Genomic DNA, 15,933 nt, shown 5'->3' on the forward strand with positions numbered 1-15,933 from the left:
ACGCATGAAGGGGAGCCGGGGATGGCATTACTGGTCTGGCAGGACGATCTGAACATCGGCATCGATGTGATCGACCAACAACACCGCCGCATCATCGAGATGCTCAATCACCTGCATGTGGCCCAGGCCAGCATGCAACGTGCGGCTGTCGGCGAAGTGATCGACGAGGTGGTTGATTACACCATGTCGCACTTCGCGTTCGAAGAAGAGCTGATGGAGGAAGCCGGCTATCCGTTCTGCGCTGCCCACAAGCGCGTGCATGAGGTCTTCATCAAGCGCGTGGCCGAGTACCGGCTGCGGTTCCAGGCCGGCGAGGACATCAGCGACGAGCTGCGCACGATGCTCTCGCGCTGGCTGTTCAACCACATCCGCGGCGACGACCAGGCCTACGCCGAACAGGTCAAGTCACATCTGAACCAGTTCACCCGTGAACACCAGGGCGGGGGCTGGCTGGGCCGCACGCTCAAGCGGATCTTCGGCTGATCAGCGCACGCGACGCTGCAGTGCCACCAGCGCGGCCAACGTCGCAATCGCGGTCAGGCACAGGTAGTAGCCGACCGCGACCAGGCCGAAGCGCTCGGCCAGCCAGGTCGCCAGGTACGGAGCGGGCGCCGCGCCGAGAATGCCGGCCAGATTGAACGACAGCGATGCGCCGGTATAGCGCACTTCGACCGGATAGATCTCGGCCAGGAATGTGCCGCAGGGGCCATAGGTCAAGCCCATCAGGAACAGACCCAGGCACAGGAAGCCCAGCACCAGCCACGGGCTGCCGGGCTGGAACAACGGCGCAAACAGCAGGCCGAAGCCCAGGATCAGCAGGCTGGCCACGATCATCGTCCGGCGGGTGCCCCAACGGTCGCCGTAGCGCGCCGACAGCGGGATGCCCAGCGCGAAGAACAGCATGGCGGCCATCTGCATCAGCAGGAACTGCTCGCGGCTGTAACCGAGTACCGCCGTGCCATGGCCCAGGCTGAATACCGTCATCAGATAGAACAGCACGAAGGTGGCGAATGCGCCCAGCGTACCCAGCAGCATCGGCACGGGATGGTCGCGCAGCACCGTCCACATCGGCAGCCGCACCGGCGCTCTGCGTTCCAGTGCCTTCTGGAAGTCCGGCGTCTCATGGATGTTCAGGCGCACCCACAGGCCCAGCCCGACCAGCAATGCGCTGGCCACGAACGGAATACGCCAGCCCCACTGCAGGAAGTCGTCCTGCCCCATGCTTCGGCCCAGCACCAGGAAGATGCCTGCCGACAGCAGGAAACCGAGCGGCGCGCCCAGCTGCGGGAACATGCCGTACCACGCGCGCTTGCCCGGTGGTGCGTTCTCGGTTGCCAGCAGCACCGCCCCGCCCCACTCGCCGCCCAGCCCCAGCCCCTGGCCGAACCGGCACAGCGCGAGCAGCGCCGGAGCCCACAGCCCGATCTGCGCATGGGTCGGCAGCAGGCCGATTGCGACAGTCGACAGTCCCATGGTGAGCAATGCCGCGACCAGGGTGGCCTTGCGGCCGATGCGGTCGCCGAAGTGGCCGAATACCGCCGAACCCACCGGCCGCGCGATGAACGCCACGGCGAACGTGGCCAGGGATTGCAGCAGCGCGGCCTGGTCACTGCTTTCCGGAAAGAACAGATGCGGGAACACCAGCACCGCGGCGGTGGCGTAGATGTAGAAGTCGAAGAACTCGATGGTCGTGCCGATCAGGCTGGCCAGCAGTACACGGCGAGGGGAATTCACGGGTGACGCGGCAGCGGTGATCGTCGACATCGGCAAGGCAGGCAATCCGGATCGTCCGATTCTGCCACGCATGACCCGGCAGGCGTGACGATGGTTTCAGCCGACACGGATGCAATCACACGCGATCCGATGTGTTCAGGGCGGTGGTGCCGCCGCTCCCTTCGGGGCGCGGCCCGCTGCTACAGCTGGATCCAGGTGGCCTTGATCTCGCTGTACTTGTCGAAGGCATGCAGTGATCTGTCGCGCCCATTGCCGGACTGCTTGTAGCCCCCGAAGGGGGCGGTCATGTCACCGCCGTCCCAGCCGTTGACCCAGACGCTGCCCGCGCGCAGCTGCAGCGCAACCCGGTGTGCCCGGCCCAGGTCCCGCGTCCACACGCCCGCCGCCAGGCCGTAGCGGCTGTCATTGGCCAGGCGCACCGCTTCGGCCTCGTCGTCGAAATCCAGCACCGCCAGCACCGGACCGAACACCTCCTCGCGCGCCAGGGCCTGTTCCGGCCGGACCTGGTCGAACACGGTCGGCTGCACGTAGCAGCCGCCTGCTTCCACCTCGGCGCGGCGTCCCCCCAGCAGCAGGCGCGCTCCGTCAGCTTCGGCCATGGCGATGTCCGCCAGTACCTTGTCCACATGCGCGGCATCGACGAGGGCACCCATCGGTGCGTCGGCCTCCAACGGGTGGCGCGGCTGCATGCGCTGGCCATGGGCGATCACCCCATGCACGAACTCCTCGCGGATCGAACGCTGCACCAGCAGCCGCGAGCCGGCGGTGCAGACTTCTCCCTGGTTGAAGAAGATGCCCTGCGCCACCCCCTTGGCCGCCCGCTCCAGGTCGGGCGCATCGGCAAACACGATATGCGGGCTCTTGCCGCCGCACTCCAGCCAGACCCGCTTCAGATTGGAGCGCCCGGCATGCTCGAGCAACTTGGCGCCGGTGGCGGTGGAGCCGGTGAAGGCCAGCACGTCGACATCCCTGTGCAGCGCCAGCGGCTCGCCCACGCGGGCACCATCGCCCGGCAGAACGTTGAGCACGCCATCAGGCAGACCGGCCTCGCTGGCCAGCGCTGCCAGCCGCAACGCCGTCAGCGGCGAGCGTTCGGAGGGCTTGAGGATCACCGAATTGCCCATGGCCAGCGCCGGCGCGATCTTCCAGCAGGCCATCAGCAACGGGAAGTTCCACGGCACGATGGCGCCGACCACACCCGCAGGCTCACGCGTGACCAGGCCCAGCTCCTGGGGGCCGGTCGGTGCGATCTCTCCGTACAGCTTGTCCACCGCCTCTGCGGTCCAGGCCAGGCAACGCACCACGCCCGGCAGGTCGATGCGCCGTGCATCGCGCACCGGCTTGCCCATGTCCAGCGTTTCCAGCAGGGCCAGTTCGTCGGCATGCGCTTCCACCAGCGCCGCCAATGCCAACAGCACGCGCTTGCGTTGCGCAGGGCTCACCTGCGACCAGTGGCCGGCCTCGAAGGCGCGCCGTGCCACCTGCACGGCACGCTCCACGTCCTGCGCGTCGCAGTCGGCGACGGTGCCAAGCACGCGGCCGTCGATCGGGCTGACGCAGTCGAAGCGGGCACCGCTGGCGGCATCCACGTAGCGGCCCGCGATGAAGGCCTGGCCGGGAATGGAGAGCTGGCCGGCCAGCGCCTGCCAGTGGCTGCGGTCGGGGAAATCGGCCATGACAGGATCCTGCAGTGCGTGTCGTTCCGGTTATACCGGTGCCGCCGCGACCTCGCCGTGACAGGCCATGCCCCGTGTGCACGGCGGGCATGGCCCGGGCGATGACGGCTGCGCTACAGTCCCTGCATCGGACCCGACGGAACCGGCATGAAGAACCCCGCGAGCGACGTGCACGAGCTGGCCATCCAGCGCCCCGACTCCCTGGAGGCGTACTGGATGCCCTTCACCGCCAACCGCCAGTTCAAGGGCGCGCCGCGCATGCTGGTACGGGCCGAAGGCATGCATTACGAAGACGTGGACGGGCGCCCGGTTCTCGATGGCACCGCCGGCCTGTGGTGCTGCAATGCCGGCCACGCCCGCCCGCGCATCGTCGAGGCGATTGTCGAACAGGCACGCACCCTGGATTACTCACCCGCCTTCCAGATGGGTTCGCCACCGGCATTCGCGCTGGCGCAGCGCCTGGCCGCGCTGGCTCCGGCCGGGCTCAACCACGTGTTCTTCACCAACTCGGGCTCCGAGGCGGTGGATACCGCAATGAAGATCGTGCTGGCCTATCACCGCCAGCGCGGCGAAGGCCAGCGTACCCGTTTCATCAGCCGCGAGAAGGCTTATCACGGTGTGGGCTTCGGCGGCATGGCGCTCGGCGGCCTGCCCAACAACCGCCGCCAGTTCGGCCTGCAGCTGGCGGGCGTGGACTATCTGCGGCACACCCTGGATCTGCAGCGCAATGCGTTCAGCAAGGGCCTGCCGCGCCAGGGCGCGGAACTGGCCGACGATCTCGAGCGGCTGATCGGCCTGCACGACGCGTCCACCATTGCGGCCGTGTTCGTCGAGCCCATCGCCGGTTCTGCGGGAGTGATCCTGCCTGCGCCCGGCTATCTGCAACGGCTGCGGGAGATCTGCGACCAGCATGGCATCCTGCTGGTGTTCGACGAGGTCATCACCGGTTTCGGCCGGGTCGGCATGCCGTTCGCCGCGCAGCGTTTCGGCGTCACGCCGGACCTGCTGACCTTTGCCAAGGGAGTCAGCAACGGCGCGGTTCCGCTGGGTGGCGTGCTGGCCAGCGATGCGGTGCACGCCGGCCTGATGCAGGGCCCGGCACAGGCCATCGAGCTGTTCCATGGCTATACCTATTCGGGGCACCCGCTGGCCTGCGCGGCAGCCCTGGCCACACTCGACGTCTATGCAGAGGAGCGCCTGTTCGAGCGCGCCATCGAACTGGGCGAGTACTGGCAGGAGCGGCTGCACGCCCTGCAGGGGCTCCCCAACGTGATCGACATCCGCAACTTCGGACTGGTCGGTGCGGTCGAGCTGGCCCCGCGCAAGGATGCTCCGGGCAGCCGTGGTCACGAGGTCTACCGGCGCTGTTTCCACGACGGCGGACTGCTGGTGCGCTGTACGGGCGACATCATCGCGCTGTCGCCGCCACTGATCGTGGACAAGCCCCAGATCGACCAGATCACCAGCACCCTGGGCGAGATGATCCGGGCCACCGCGTAAGCCCGGGCCGGCGACAGCAAGCAGGTACAATGGTCGGTTCCGTTCCTGCCCGTTGCCGTGCCCATGGACATCGTCGTCAAAGAAGAACTCAAGGCCTACATCGACCCGCTCACGCCCGACGAACATGAGGCGCTGGAGCGCAGCATCCTCGCCGAGGGCTGCCGCGATGCACTGGTACTGTGGGGCGATGTCCTGGTGGATGGCCATAACCGCTACGGCATCTGCCAGAAGCATGGCCTGCCGTTCAACACGGTGCAGAACAGCCGCTTCCAGAGCATGGAGGACGTGCACCTGTGGATGATCGAACAGCACCTGGGCCGCCGCAGCGTGTCCGATTTCCAGCGCGGCGTGCTGGCCCTGCGCAAGCGCGACATCCTGTCGGCACGCAAGCAGATCGAGCAGGCCCAGCTGCAACGCGAAAGCGATGGCACCGCCGCATCGGCCGACGATGCCGGTGAAGACAGCCCACCGTGGGAACCCGCGCCGAAACTCAGCCGTGCGGAACTGGCCCGCGAAGCGAAGCTGAGCACCAGCCAGGTCGGGATGATCGAACGCATTCACGCACAGGCCGCCGCCGAAGTCGTGGAAGCGGTCAAGGCCGGCGTGATCTCGATCAGCGCGGCCGCGGCCGTGGCCGACCTGCCCGAGGAAGAGCAGCGCGCGGCAGCCGCAGGCGGCAAGGACGAACTGAAGCAGGCCGCCAAGCGCGTACGCGAGTCCAAGCGCAAGCCGCGCGCGGCGAAGCCAGAACCGGCGGACATGGCGTTCGAGGAGCCCAGCGAGGACGAGATCGCCCTGCGCGATGCGGAAGTGCTGTCCGCGCTGGAGCAGTTGGGTGAGGATGCGCCGGCGCTGCGCCGACGCGTCGTCGCGCTCACTCGCGAGAACGATGCCCTGCGCACGCAGCTGGCGGCATTGCGCAGGCAGCTGGAAGCGCTGTAACGAATGGGTAGCGCTGGGCGATGCCCGGCGAGCGCAGCGGGCTCTGAAAAGCCGCCGGGCATGGCCCGGCGCTACCGATGCGCCGGCATCATCCGGTGGCGGTTAGACTGCCGCCATGACGTCCGCAATCGATCCGCGCCGCGCCCAGCTGCGACGCCTGAAAGCCATCGCCCTGGGCCTGCTGGTGTTGATGTTGGCCGGTTTTGCGGTCAGCCACTGGCAGGGCGAGCGCGGCGCCTGGGCCTGGGTATCCGCCTTCTGCGAGGCGGCAGCGGTGGGCGCGCTGGCAGACTGGTTCGCGGTGGTCGCCCTGTTCCGCAGGCCGATGGGCCTGCCGATTCCCCATACCGCCATCATTCCGCGCAGCAAGGAGCGCATCGGCGACAGCCTGGCGCTGTTCGTGCGCGATCAGTTCCTGGAACCACAGGTGCTGCTGGCCAAGCTGAAGGTGTTCGATCCGGCTGGCCGTCTCGGCAGTTGGCTGGCCGAACCGGCACGCGCACGCATGCTGGCCGACATGGCACGCGGCTGGGCGTTGCAGGCACTGGACTTCTTCGATGAACGCGCCGTGCGCCGGCAGCTGCACGCGTTCGTGGTGCAGCAGTTGCGACAGTGGAACGCGGCATCCACCGCCGGCGAGCTGCTTGCCCTGCTGACCGCCGACGGGCGCCACCAGCGTGTGCTGGACGAGGGCCTGCAGAGACTGGGACGCTGGCTGGAGCAGCCGGAAGTGAAGGAGCGCGCGTCGCAGCTGATCGTGCGCTACATCCAGCGCGAATGGCCGACGCTCTCAAGCACGGTGAACTGGGTGAAACCCATCGACGAGATCGGTGACAGCCTGGCCGAGCGGCTGGCACGCGCCGTGCTGGAGGAGCTGCAGCAGGTACTGGCAGAGCCGCAGCATCCGCTGCGGCAGGATTACGAGGCGTGGCTGGGCAACTACGTCCAGCGCCTGCGCGAAGACCCGGCGCTGGCCGAGCGCATCGAACAGCTCAAGCAGGAGATGATCGACCATCCTGCCCTGCAGGAGTACGTGCAGGGGCTCTGGGCACGCATCCACGCCAGTCTGCGCGCCGACCTGCAGCGCGAGGATTCGGCGCTGGTCGGCCACCTGCAGCGCAGCCTCGCCTCGCTGGGAAGCACCCTGCAGTCCGACCCGGCACTGCGCGATGCACTGAACCAGCATCTGCTGGAAGGCGCACAGCGCCTGACCGGGCGACTGCGCGAGGGGGTCACCACGCACATCGCACAGACGGTCAGGGGCTGGGACGAGCGCCATCTGGTCGAGCAGCTGGAACTGAGCGTCGGGCGCGATCTGCAGTTCATCCGCTTCAACGGCACGCTGGTTGGCGGCCTGATCGGCCTGCTGCTGCACGCGGCAACGGTGGTGTTCCGCTTCTGAGCGTGGGTCCGCTGACCTGCTGCGTGGGCACGGAACGACTCCTCTTTCGTCACGCAGCCTTGATTAACAGAATGCGAATGCCTATCATTTACTGATCGGTGGTGCGCTTGGCCGCACGGGCAAGGAAGACCTGTCCGGTGCCCATGTACAGCCCTGACCTCCGGCTGCCCGTCTGCGCGGGCAGCGCTGCATTGATGGGACACGCTGGGCGACGTGCGCGGGGCGCAAGGGGGCCGCAGGCGCGTTCGATCCCCTCCCCGACCGACAGGACCACCGTGGACCGCTCGCCCGCAACCGCCAGCTCCCGTGTTTTCTTCCGCAACCCGCGCTGGGGCATCCTGTCGCGCTCGCTGGCCGCGATCTTCGGTGGCTATGCGCTGGCCTCCATGACCGGCGTGTTCTGTGCCGTCGTCCTGCCGGGCGCGCGGGGCCAGACCGTGCTGACCGGCATGCTGCTGGCCATCCTGGTTGCCGCCTGTGCCGCGCTGTGGGCATTCGCCACCCGCAGTGCCCTGCGTGCGTGGATCGGCATCCTCGCCCCTGCCCTGCTGATGGCCGGCATCGCGCGGCTGATGGGAGCCTGGGCATGAAGAACGGATTCCGCCAGTCGATGGCCTGGCTGCACACCTGGACCGGCCTGCTGGTCGGCTGGCTGCTGCTGCTGATCTTCATGGCCGGTACCGCAAGCTACTACCGTGAAGAGATCAGCCGCTGGATGCGCCCGGAACTGCCGGCCAGCACCGTCAGCATCGATGTGGCCGCGCAACGCAGCGTGGACTACCTGCAGACCCATGCGGCGCAGGCCCAGACCTGGTTCGTGACCCTGCCGCAGCCGCGCAACCCGGCCATGCAGCTGTTCTGGCGCCTGCCACCCGAGCTGGCCGATCCAAGCCGTGGCCGCCGCGGTGCCTTCGGCGATGCCACGCTCGACCCGAACACCGGCGACGAACTGAACGCCCGCCAGACGCGCGGCGGAGATTTCTTCTACCGCCTGCATTTCGACCTGCACTACATCCCCGTGCTGTGGGCCCGTTACCTGGTCGGCTTCTGCGCCATGTTCATGCTGGTGGCCATCATCACCGGGGTGATCACCCACAAGAAGATCTTCAAGGACTTCTTCACTTTCCGCAAAGACAACGGCCTGCGCTCCTGGCTGGATTTCCACAATGTCAGCGCGGTGATGGCGCTGCCCTACCACGCGATGATCACCTACACGGGCATCGTCACCCTGATGATCATGTACCTGCCCTGGGGCGTGAAAGTGGCCTACCCGCAGGATGAGGACAAATTCTTCAGCGAAGCCTTCGGTGGCCTGCCTGAAGTAACCGCGCCGGCCGAAGGCCGCGCCGCGCCGCTGCCGATCGCCCGCCTGCTGGACGATGCGCGCGCCCACTGGCATGGCGCCGAAGTGGCCGGCTTCACCGTGTCCAATCCGGGCGCGCGCAACGCGGTCATCGACATCCGACAGCGTGACGGAAAGCGCCTTTCCATTGACACGCCTTCGCTGCGTTACGACATGGTGGACGGCAGGCTGCTGGAACAGACCCCGGCCTCCGGTGGTGCCACCGCCACCCGTGGCGTGCTGTATGGCCTGCACCTGGCGCGCTTCGCCGACTGGGGGCTGCGTGCGCTGTTCTTCCTGTCCGGCCTGGTCGGCTGCCTGATGGTGGCCAGTGGCGTGGTGCTGTGGGCAGTGAAGGAACGACCGAAGCACGCCAAGAGCGGGCGCACCGGCTTCGGCCTGCGCCTGGTCGATGCGTTGAACATCGGTACCGTGGCCGGCCTGCCGATCGCCTTTGCCGCCTACTTCTGGGGCAATCGGCTGCTGCCGCTGGATCTGGCCGATCGCTCCAATGCCGAAGCCAACGTGTTCTTCTATGCGTGGGGCGGCGCCCTGCTGGCCGCGTTCGTCTGGCCGAAGCGGGTGATGTGGACGTGGCAGCTGTACCTGGGCGCAGCCGCATTCGCGCTGGTTCCGGTGGTCAACGCGCTGACCACCCACGCCCATCTGGGCATTACCCTGCGCAGCGGCGACTGGGTGCTGGCGGGCTTCGACCTGTCGATGATCGCCTTCGGTGCGATGCTGGCGCTGTGCGGCTGGCGCATGCAGCGCTGGACGCCACCGCTGTCTGCGGCCGAGAAGAAAAAACGTGCCGCAGCAACCGTTGCGCCTAGGGCACCGACCGAAGCCACCGAAGTGGAGGCCAGCGCATGATGCTGCTGGCGCTGGCGCTTTCCTTCTCCGCGTTCACCGCATTGTCGCTGGCAATGGAAAGGCACCAGCACGATCTGCACGGCAAAGCCGCCGTTCCGGCACGGCGCGCCCAGTGGCGGGTGCTGGGCTGGTCGCTGCTGGCAGTCACCTTCGCCCTGTGCGTTGCCGACCATGGCTGGGCCATGGGCCCGGTGCAGTGGCTGGGCGTGATGACGGTGGGCGGCGTGACGCTGTCGTTCGGGCTGTATCCCTACCGCCCGCGGTGGATCGTGCCGCTGGCGATCACCCTGCCGTTGCTGGGCCTGGTGGTGGCGCTGGCATAGCCGGTAGCGCCGGGCCATGCCCGGCGAACCTTCAACCCAAACGCTTCAACTCCCACGCACGGTGGATGCGTGCGTTGCGCTCGAAGTCCGGACCGATGGTACGCGCAGTGATCTCACGGCACTGGGCGAACTCGGCGATCGCGTTCTCTTCCAGCTTGAAACGGCGGAAGTTGTTGGAGAAGTACAGAACGCCTGCCGGTGCCAGCCGTGCCACCGCTGCACGCAGCAGCCGCAGCTGCTCGCGCTGCACATCGAAATCATCGGCGCGGGCGGAGTTGGAGAACGTCGGCGGATCGCAGAAGATCACATCGTACTGTCCGCGGTCGGCTTCCAGCCAAGCCATCGCATCGGCCTGCACCAGAAGATGCTGGTTGCCGCCCTGACCATTCAGGGCCAGGTTGTCGTAGCACCATTGCAGGTAGGTAGCGGACAGGTCGACACTGGTGGTGCTGGCCGCGCCGGCCACGGCTGCCTGCACGCTGGCCACGCCGGTGTAGCAGAACAGGTTGAGGAAGCGCTTGCCACGCACCTGCTCGGCCATCATCCGGCGCAGCGGGCGATGGTCCAGGAACAGGCCGGTATCGAGATAATCGAACAGGTTCACCTGCAGCAGCGCATGATTCTCGCGCACCACCACGAACTCGTCGCGCTGCTCGAAACGGCCGTACTTGCTGCCGCCCTTGCCACGCTCGCGTGACTTCATCGATACCTGTTCGGGCGGCACGCCGAATACCTCACGCGCGGCGGCCAGCAGTTCGTTGCGGCGGCGGCGCACGTCGTTCTCGGGAATCGCCGCCGGTGCAGCGTATTCCTGCACGTGCAGGAAGGTACGGCGCTGTCCACCGTCCTCTTCGTAGACATCGATGGCCGCCGCGTATTCCGGCAGGTCCGCATCGTAGGCGCGGAAGCAGGTGATGTCCTCGCGCGCGCGCCAGCTCTTGAACTTCTTCAGGTTCTTGCGCAGGCGGTTGGCCACCATCTGCGCACCTTCGCTCAGCTCCCGCGGCTGTGCCGGATCACGCCCCGGCACCGCGATCGGGTCGCAGACGATCAGCGCGCATTCCAGCGCGCCATTGAACATCTGGTACTTCTTGGCCGCACGAAGACCCGTGGCGAAGGCCAGCTCGTCGTTGCCGCACAGCAGGCTGGCGCGCCACTGCGGCACCGCCCTCTGCAGCGCGTTGCCCAAGGCGCGGTACAGCGCCGGATCGGCGGCCAGGCGCTCGTCGTAGGGCGGGTTGCAGACCACCGCACCGATCTCCTGCTCCGGCGAGGTGAGCTCGGATACGTCGGCGCGGGTGAAGCGGATGGCGTGGGCCACGCCCGCCACTTCGGCATTCTCGCGTGCCGCTTCGATCGCCGTCGGATCGATGTCGCTGCCGTGGATCACCGGCTTCAGCGCGGCCAGGCCGGTGGCCTCGCGCTCGCGCGCTTCGCTCTGGATCGCCTTCCAGGCCACCTTGTCGAAGCCCAGCCAGCGGCTCGGCGGCAGGCTGCCGTGGCGCATCAGGCCCGGCGCGACGTCGGCCGCCATCAGCGCGCCTTCGATCAACAACGTGCCGCTGCCGCACATCGGGTCCAGCAGGCCACCACCGGCGGCATGCAGACGCGGCCACTGCGCCCGCAGCAGCAACGCGGCCGCCAGGTTCTCCTTCAGCGGTGCTTCGTGCGCGGCCCCCCGCCAGCCACGGCGGTGCAGCGGGCCGCCGCCGAGGTCGATCGACAGCGATGCACGGCCCTTGCGCAGCGACAGGTTGACGCGCACATCCGGCAGATCAGTGTTGACCGACGGCCGCTCCAGGCCCTCATCGCGCATGCGGTCGACGATGGCGTCCTTGATCCGCTGCGCGGCAAAGCGGGCGTGGGTGATCTTGTCGCCGGACACATGCGCATCCACCGCCAGGGTCATCTCCGGCTTGATGTGCTCGTGCCACGGCAGCGCACGCACGCCGTCATACAGCGCCTGCTCGTCCGGGCATTCGAACTCGTCGATCGGCCACAGTACGCGGCTGGCCAGGCGTGACCACATCACGATCCGCAGCGCCTGCTCCAGCTCGCCCTCGGCATTGACGCCGGCAATGGTGGCAGTGGCCTTGTCCAGGCCCAGGGCCGACAGTTCATCGGCAAGCAGGTATTCCAGGCCCTTGGCGCAGGAGACGAAGAATTTCACGGGATCGGTTCGCAGGTGGTCGGGCGCGGCAGGGGAGCCGCGCCAGTCGGAAAGGAGGGCCGTGGGCACGGCCGGCAGGCCCGCGCCGGGGGCGGCGGGGCTGCCATTGTAGTCAATGCGGGCCGGCGCGCCGTGCGCCCCGGCTTCACAGTTGGCGCAGCAGGCGCTCGAAGGCGTGTGCGGATGCCTCCACGTGCCGCTCCAGGCGGTGGCCATCGTCCACCAGCAGCAGCTGTGCCGAGCGCGCCTGCGCCCAGGCGATCACCCCGGCGGCAGGCACAACATCATCGTGCCAGGCCTGGACCACGGTGGTGGGGACCGCTGCGGCGTCCAGCGCCGGCATGGGCCCCATGGTGGTCGGCGGGACCATCAGGAACAGGCCCGCCACCGGTACCTGCAACGAGGCGATCGCAGAGATGTAGGCGCCCAGGCTGGAACCCGCCAGTACCAGCGGCCCTTGTGCCGCCGCATGTGCAGCGCGTTCCAGCAGGCGCTGCAGACGCCCCGGCACGTCACCGACGCGGCTCACTTCGCTCATCGCGTCCAGATCGGTGTAGTCCGGCCGCTCATGGGTCCAGCCCAGGCGTTGGGCGACCTCGGCCAGTGCCGTGACCTTGGTGGCCTCCGGCCCGCTCTCGAAGCCATGGGAGAGGATGCAGTGACCGCGGCTCATGCGCACGCTCCGCAGGCGCGCACCGACAACGAAAGAGAATGCAGGTTCATTGCGCAATGCTAGCATCGCCGCATGCCCAACCCGCTCCTGCCCGGCCTGCTGCTGCAGCCCCTGCCCTATCACGACCTTCTGCCGCTGCGCGCGCCGGACACGCTGGAGATGGTGGTGATCCACTGCACCGAGCTGCCCGACCTGGCCACGGCCCGTGCCTATGGCGAGCGGGTGCTGTACGACAGCGGGGCCGGCAACAGCGGCCATTTCTACATCGACCGCGACGGCAGCGTAGTGCAGTACGTGGCCCCTGAGCGCGTGGCCCACCACGTCCGCGGCATGAACGCACGGACGCTGGGCATCGAGCTGGTCAACAGCGGGCGCTACCCCGACTGGTTCGACAGCCGTCACCAGGCGATGGACGAGCCGTACACCGAGCCGCAGCTGCAGGCCCTGGAACAGCTGCTGCTGGCCTTGGTGGCGCGCTACCCGTCACTGCAGCGGATCGCCGGCCACGACCAGCTGGACCGGGAACAGGTGCAGGCCAGTGACGATCCGACGTTGAGCGTGGCCCGCAAGCGCGATCCGGGGCCGTTGTTTCCGTGGGCTCGGGTGCTGGCGAAGGTGCCCCTGCAATCGATCGGGTAACGGGCAGGACTGCCGCCTGAAGGGGGCAGATCCGTTCTGCGCGGGAAAACGGATCTGACCCCGGTTCTGTCTCAGGTACCGCTGGCGACCGGTCGGCTGCTGTCGCTCACCCAGCCGCTCCAGGAATCGGCATAGATGCGCGCCCCGGACAGGCCCGCCGCTTCCATCGCCAGCAGCAGATGGCACGCCGTCACGCCGGAACCGCACATCAGTACGACCTGCTGCGGATCGCGATTGCCGATGATGCCCTGCAGCTCGGCACGCAGCTCCTGCGTATCGCGCATGCGGCCATCGAGCACATTGGATGCGAACGGGCGGTTGACCGCGCCGGGCACGTGGCCGGCCACCGGATCCAGCGGTTCGACTTCGCCGCGGAAGCGCTCTCCCGCGCGGGCGTCCAGCAACCAGCCCGGCGCATGCTTGAGCCGGGCGGTGATCTCGTCGGCATTGGCGATCTGCGTGGTGTCAAAGCGCCCCGGATAGGCCGGCTGGGCCGGAACCTCGCCCGCACCGGTCGCCAGCGGCAGCCCCGCTGCCTGCCAGGCCGCAATGCCTCCATCGAGCACCGCCACCCGCGCGTGGCCCATCAGGCGCAGCAGCCACCACAGGCGCGCGGCGGCCATGCTGCCATCGCTGCCGTCGTAGACCACCACCTGGGTCTCCGGGGCGATACCCCAGCGACCCAGCCGTGCGGCGAACGCGTCGCTGTCCGGCAGCGGGTGGCGACCGTGGCCGGCACGGGTGAGGTCGGACAGATCCCGGTTGAGGTCGGCGTACACCGCACCGGGGACATGACCGGCCAGGTACTGGCCCTCGCCCGCCTGCGGATCGCCCAGCGACGCGCGCGCATCGACCACACGCACGGCGGTGCTCGCCGTTGCACGGGCGTCGACCACGCGCACGTCCTCGCCCAGTGCAGCGGCGAGGGTGGCGACATCGACCAGGGTGGTCCACGGCGGATCGATCGGCTTCATTGCACTTGCTCCAGGCGGCGACGCAGGTTGTAGAGAATGGCCGCCGTCGCCCCCCAGATCCGCTGGCCAGGCCAGCCGTACTCGAGCACATGACGGATGCGGCCACGATGGTTGATTTCGACCTGGCGCAGGTTGTCGGCCGCCATCAGGTAATCCAGTGGCACCTCGAACACCTCGGCCACTTCACTGGGCTGCGGCACGGGCACGAAATCCGGATCGACCACCGCCACCACCGGGGTGACACGGTAACCGGTGATGGTCACGAACGGATCGAGGTAGCCCAGCGGCTGCACCTGCGCAGGCGCCAGCGCGATTTCTTCCTGGCTTTCGCGCAGCGCTGCGGCCAGCGCATCGCGATCATCCGGCTCGGTACGGCCGCCGGGAAAGCCGACCTGGCCGCCGTGCTGTCGCAGGGTTTCAGTGCGACGGGTCAGGATCACCTGCGCGCCGCTGGCACGCGGCACGATGCCGGCCAACACCGCCGCTTCCACCGGCGGACCCGGCGGCAGCAGGTCGATCAGTTCACTGCGGTTCCAACCGTCACCGGCGGGCGGGGCGGCCAGCGGATGCAATGCGCGCAACAGGCGATCATGGTCGGCCAGCGAGCCGTGCAGCGATTGCTGCAGCTGCTCGCGCAGCGGCAGCACGCGATGCAGGATGTGGCTGCGTTCGCTGTCGCTCATCGACGACCACCGTGTGATCTCGTCAATGTGCCGCCGGCAACCGCGGCACAGCCGGTTGCCATCCAGCTTGCACGTTCCGATGCAGGGGCTTGCGACAACACGCGCCGGGTCTTCCGTAGTTTGCACGTTGCAACAGTAGCGCGATTGCGCTGAATTTGCGCGGGCTGAAGATGCGGCATGCGGTCCTTCGCCGCGCGCCTTCGCCGAGCATGGCCCGATGCTGCCGGCCGCGCGCGGCGCAAACAAAAACGCGCCGGTGGGATCACCGGCGCGTTGATGTTGATGCGGAGGCTTACTTGACGCTGACCAGCTTGATCTCGAACTGCACGGCCACGTTCGGCGGGAACGGGGTGCGCGGGTCGGCACCGTACGCCTGGTCCGGCGGCAGGGTGACTTCCCACTTCGAACCCGCCGGCATCTGCAGCAGGGTCTCACGCATGGCCTTCATTTCGACTTCGCTGACCTTGATCGACGGAATCTGCTGGGCCGGGCGGGCCTCGGTCGGGCGCTGACCGTACGGGAACGGACCGGCAACTTCCAGCTGCACGGTGCTGGCCTGGGTCGGCTTGGCACCCTTGCCGGCTTCGATCACGCGGTACTGGACGCCGCTCGGCAGGGACTGCACGCCGGCCTTGGCCTTGTTCGCCGCGATGAACTGATCGCTCTTGGTCTTGTTTTCGGCAGCGGCCTTTTCGTACTCGGCCTTGGCGGCCTGGGCACGACCCTGCTCGCGCTTCTGGAACGCTTCAACGGCCGGCTTCAGCTGCTCGGCGGTGATCGCCGGCTGCTTCTTGGCGTAGGCGTCCTGCAGACCCTTCACCACCGAGTTGATGTCCAGCTGCTCACCACGACCGGTCAGCTCCGCCAGGTTGTTGCCGTAGTCGTAACCGAAGTAGTAGCTCAGCTTGCCCTTTTCGGACGAGACGTCCTGGGCGAAGGCATTGCCCGTCAGGGCCAGGGCCGCGACGGCGACCGCGATAGAACGCAACTTCATCAAACAGT

Annotated in this window: 15 protein-coding genes; 8 read left to right on the plus strand and 7 right to left on the minus strand. The window is 67.9% G+C overall.

Going from position 1 to position 15,933, the window contains the following annotated elements; genetic code table 11:
* The first annotated feature begins 21 nt into the window (after positions 1–21).
* On the plus strand, positions 22–483 hold the full coding sequence (locus tag ABE543_RS13585; RefSeq protein WP_053516564.1) for a bacteriohemerythrin: 462 nt from the start codon (positions 22–24) through the stop codon (positions 481–483).
* On the opposite strand, the gene ABE543_RS13590 is transcribed toward ABE543_RS13585, so the two are convergent.
* Both ABE543_RS13590 and ABE543_RS13595 read right to left on the minus strand, forming a co-directional pair.
* Positions 484–1,764, minus strand: coding sequence for an MFS transporter (locus ABE543_RS13590; RefSeq protein ID WP_279941843.1), 1,281 nt, complete (start codon positions 1,762–1,764; stop codon positions 484–486). It lies immediately after the preceding gene.
* A 149-nt stretch (positions 1,765–1,913) separates the two neighbouring features.
* Positions 1,914–3,410 carry an aldehyde dehydrogenase gene (locus ABE543_RS13595; protein WP_346475787.1) on the minus strand — a complete coding sequence of 499 codons (1,497 nt, stop codon included), beginning with the start codon at positions 3,408–3,410 and terminating at the stop codon, positions 1,914–1,916.
* A 147-nt stretch (positions 3,411–3,557) separates the two neighbouring features.
* Here ABE543_RS13595 and ABE543_RS13600 point away from each other — a divergent pair, with 147 nt between their 5' ends.
* The 6 genes from ABE543_RS13600 to ABE543_RS13625 all read left to right on the plus strand — a co-directional run bounded on the left by ABE543_RS13600 (position 3,558) and on the right by ABE543_RS13625 (position 9,792).
* Positions 3,558–4,910, plus strand: coding sequence for an aspartate aminotransferase family protein (locus ABE543_RS13600; RefSeq protein WP_065174732.1), 1,353 nt, complete (start codon positions 3,558–3,560; stop codon positions 4,908–4,910).
* Positions 4,911–4,973: 63 nt separating this feature from the next.
* Complete coding sequence (locus ABE543_RS13605; RefSeq protein WP_346475788.1) at positions 4,974–5,852, plus strand: plasmid replication/partition related protein; 879 nt, start codon at positions 4,974–4,976, stop codon at positions 5,850–5,852.
* A gap of 115 nt (positions 5,853–5,967) precedes the next feature.
* Entirely contained in the window at positions 5,968–7,254 is a 1,287-nt protein-coding gene (locus ABE543_RS13610; RefSeq protein ID WP_128987861.1) for a DUF445 family protein, read from the plus strand.
* Positions 7,255–7,529: 275 nt separating this feature from the next.
* Entirely contained in the window at positions 7,530–7,844 is a 315-nt protein-coding gene (locus ABE543_RS13615; RefSeq protein ID WP_053518219.1) for a DUF3649 domain-containing protein, read from the plus strand.
* Positions 7,841–9,469, plus strand: a complete 1,629-nt coding sequence (locus ABE543_RS13620; protein WP_346475789.1) for a PepSY-associated TM helix domain-containing protein — start codon at positions 7,841–7,843, stop codon at positions 9,467–9,469. The genes ABE543_RS13615 and ABE543_RS13620 overlap by 4 nt, the downstream gene beginning before the upstream one ends.
* Entirely contained in the window at positions 9,466–9,792 is a 327-nt protein-coding gene (locus tag ABE543_RS13625) for a DUF3325 domain-containing protein (protein WP_065174727.1), read from the plus strand. The genes ABE543_RS13620 and ABE543_RS13625 overlap by 4 nt, the downstream gene beginning before the upstream one ends.
* A gap of 31 nt (positions 9,793–9,823) precedes the next feature.
* On the opposite strand, the gene rlmKL is transcribed toward ABE543_RS13625, so the two are convergent.
* Both rlmKL and ABE543_RS13635 read right to left on the minus strand, forming a co-directional pair.
* On the minus strand, positions 9,824–11,962 hold the full coding sequence (rlmKL, locus tag ABE543_RS13630) for a bifunctional 23S rRNA (guanine(2069)-N(7))-methyltransferase RlmK/23S rRNA (guanine(2445)-N(2))-methyltransferase RlmL (protein ID WP_346475790.1): 2,139 nt from the start codon (positions 11,960–11,962) through the stop codon (positions 9,824–9,826).
* A gap of 145 nt (positions 11,963–12,107) precedes the next feature.
* Positions 12,108–12,635, minus strand: coding sequence for an alpha/beta hydrolase (locus tag ABE543_RS13635; protein WP_053518227.1), 528 nt, complete (start codon positions 12,633–12,635; stop codon positions 12,108–12,110).
* Between the two features lie 72 nt (positions 12,636–12,707).
* Between ABE543_RS13635 and ABE543_RS13640 the strand changes: the two genes are divergently transcribed.
* The gene (locus ABE543_RS13640) at positions 12,708–13,274 is read left to right on the plus strand and encodes an N-acetylmuramoyl-L-alanine amidase (protein ID WP_065174726.1); all 567 of its coding nucleotides are present in this window, start codon (positions 12,708–12,710) and stop codon (positions 13,272–13,274) included.
* Between the two features lie 71 nt (positions 13,275–13,345).
* On the opposite strand, the gene ABE543_RS13645 is transcribed toward ABE543_RS13640, so the two are convergent.
* The 3 genes from ABE543_RS13645 to ABE543_RS13655 form a co-directional block, all read right to left on the minus strand.
* The gene (locus tag ABE543_RS13645; protein ID WP_053518214.1) at positions 13,346–14,248 is read right to left on the minus strand and encodes a sulfurtransferase; all 903 of its coding nucleotides are present in this window, start codon (positions 14,246–14,248) and stop codon (positions 13,346–13,348) included.
* Positions 14,245–15,057: a CoA pyrophosphatase gene (locus ABE543_RS13650; RefSeq protein ID WP_065181204.1), complete on the minus strand. Its 813-nt coding sequence runs from the start codon at positions 15,055–15,057 to the stop codon at positions 14,245–14,247. Before ABE543_RS13650 ends, ABE543_RS13645 begins: the two co-directional genes overlap by 4 nt.
* A gap of 166 nt (positions 15,058–15,223) precedes the next feature.
* Positions 15,224–15,925, minus strand: a complete 702-nt coding sequence (locus ABE543_RS13655; protein WP_005408797.1) for an FKBP-type peptidyl-prolyl cis-trans isomerase N-terminal domain-containing protein — start codon at positions 15,923–15,925, stop codon at positions 15,224–15,226.
* Positions 15,926–15,933: the final 8 nt, after the last annotated feature.

The sequence above is a fragment of the Stenotrophomonas sp. TWI169 genome (assembly GCF_039674705.1).
Lineage (GTDB): Bacteria > Pseudomonadota > Gammaproteobacteria > Xanthomonadales > Xanthomonadaceae > Stenotrophomonas > Stenotrophomonas maltophilia_P.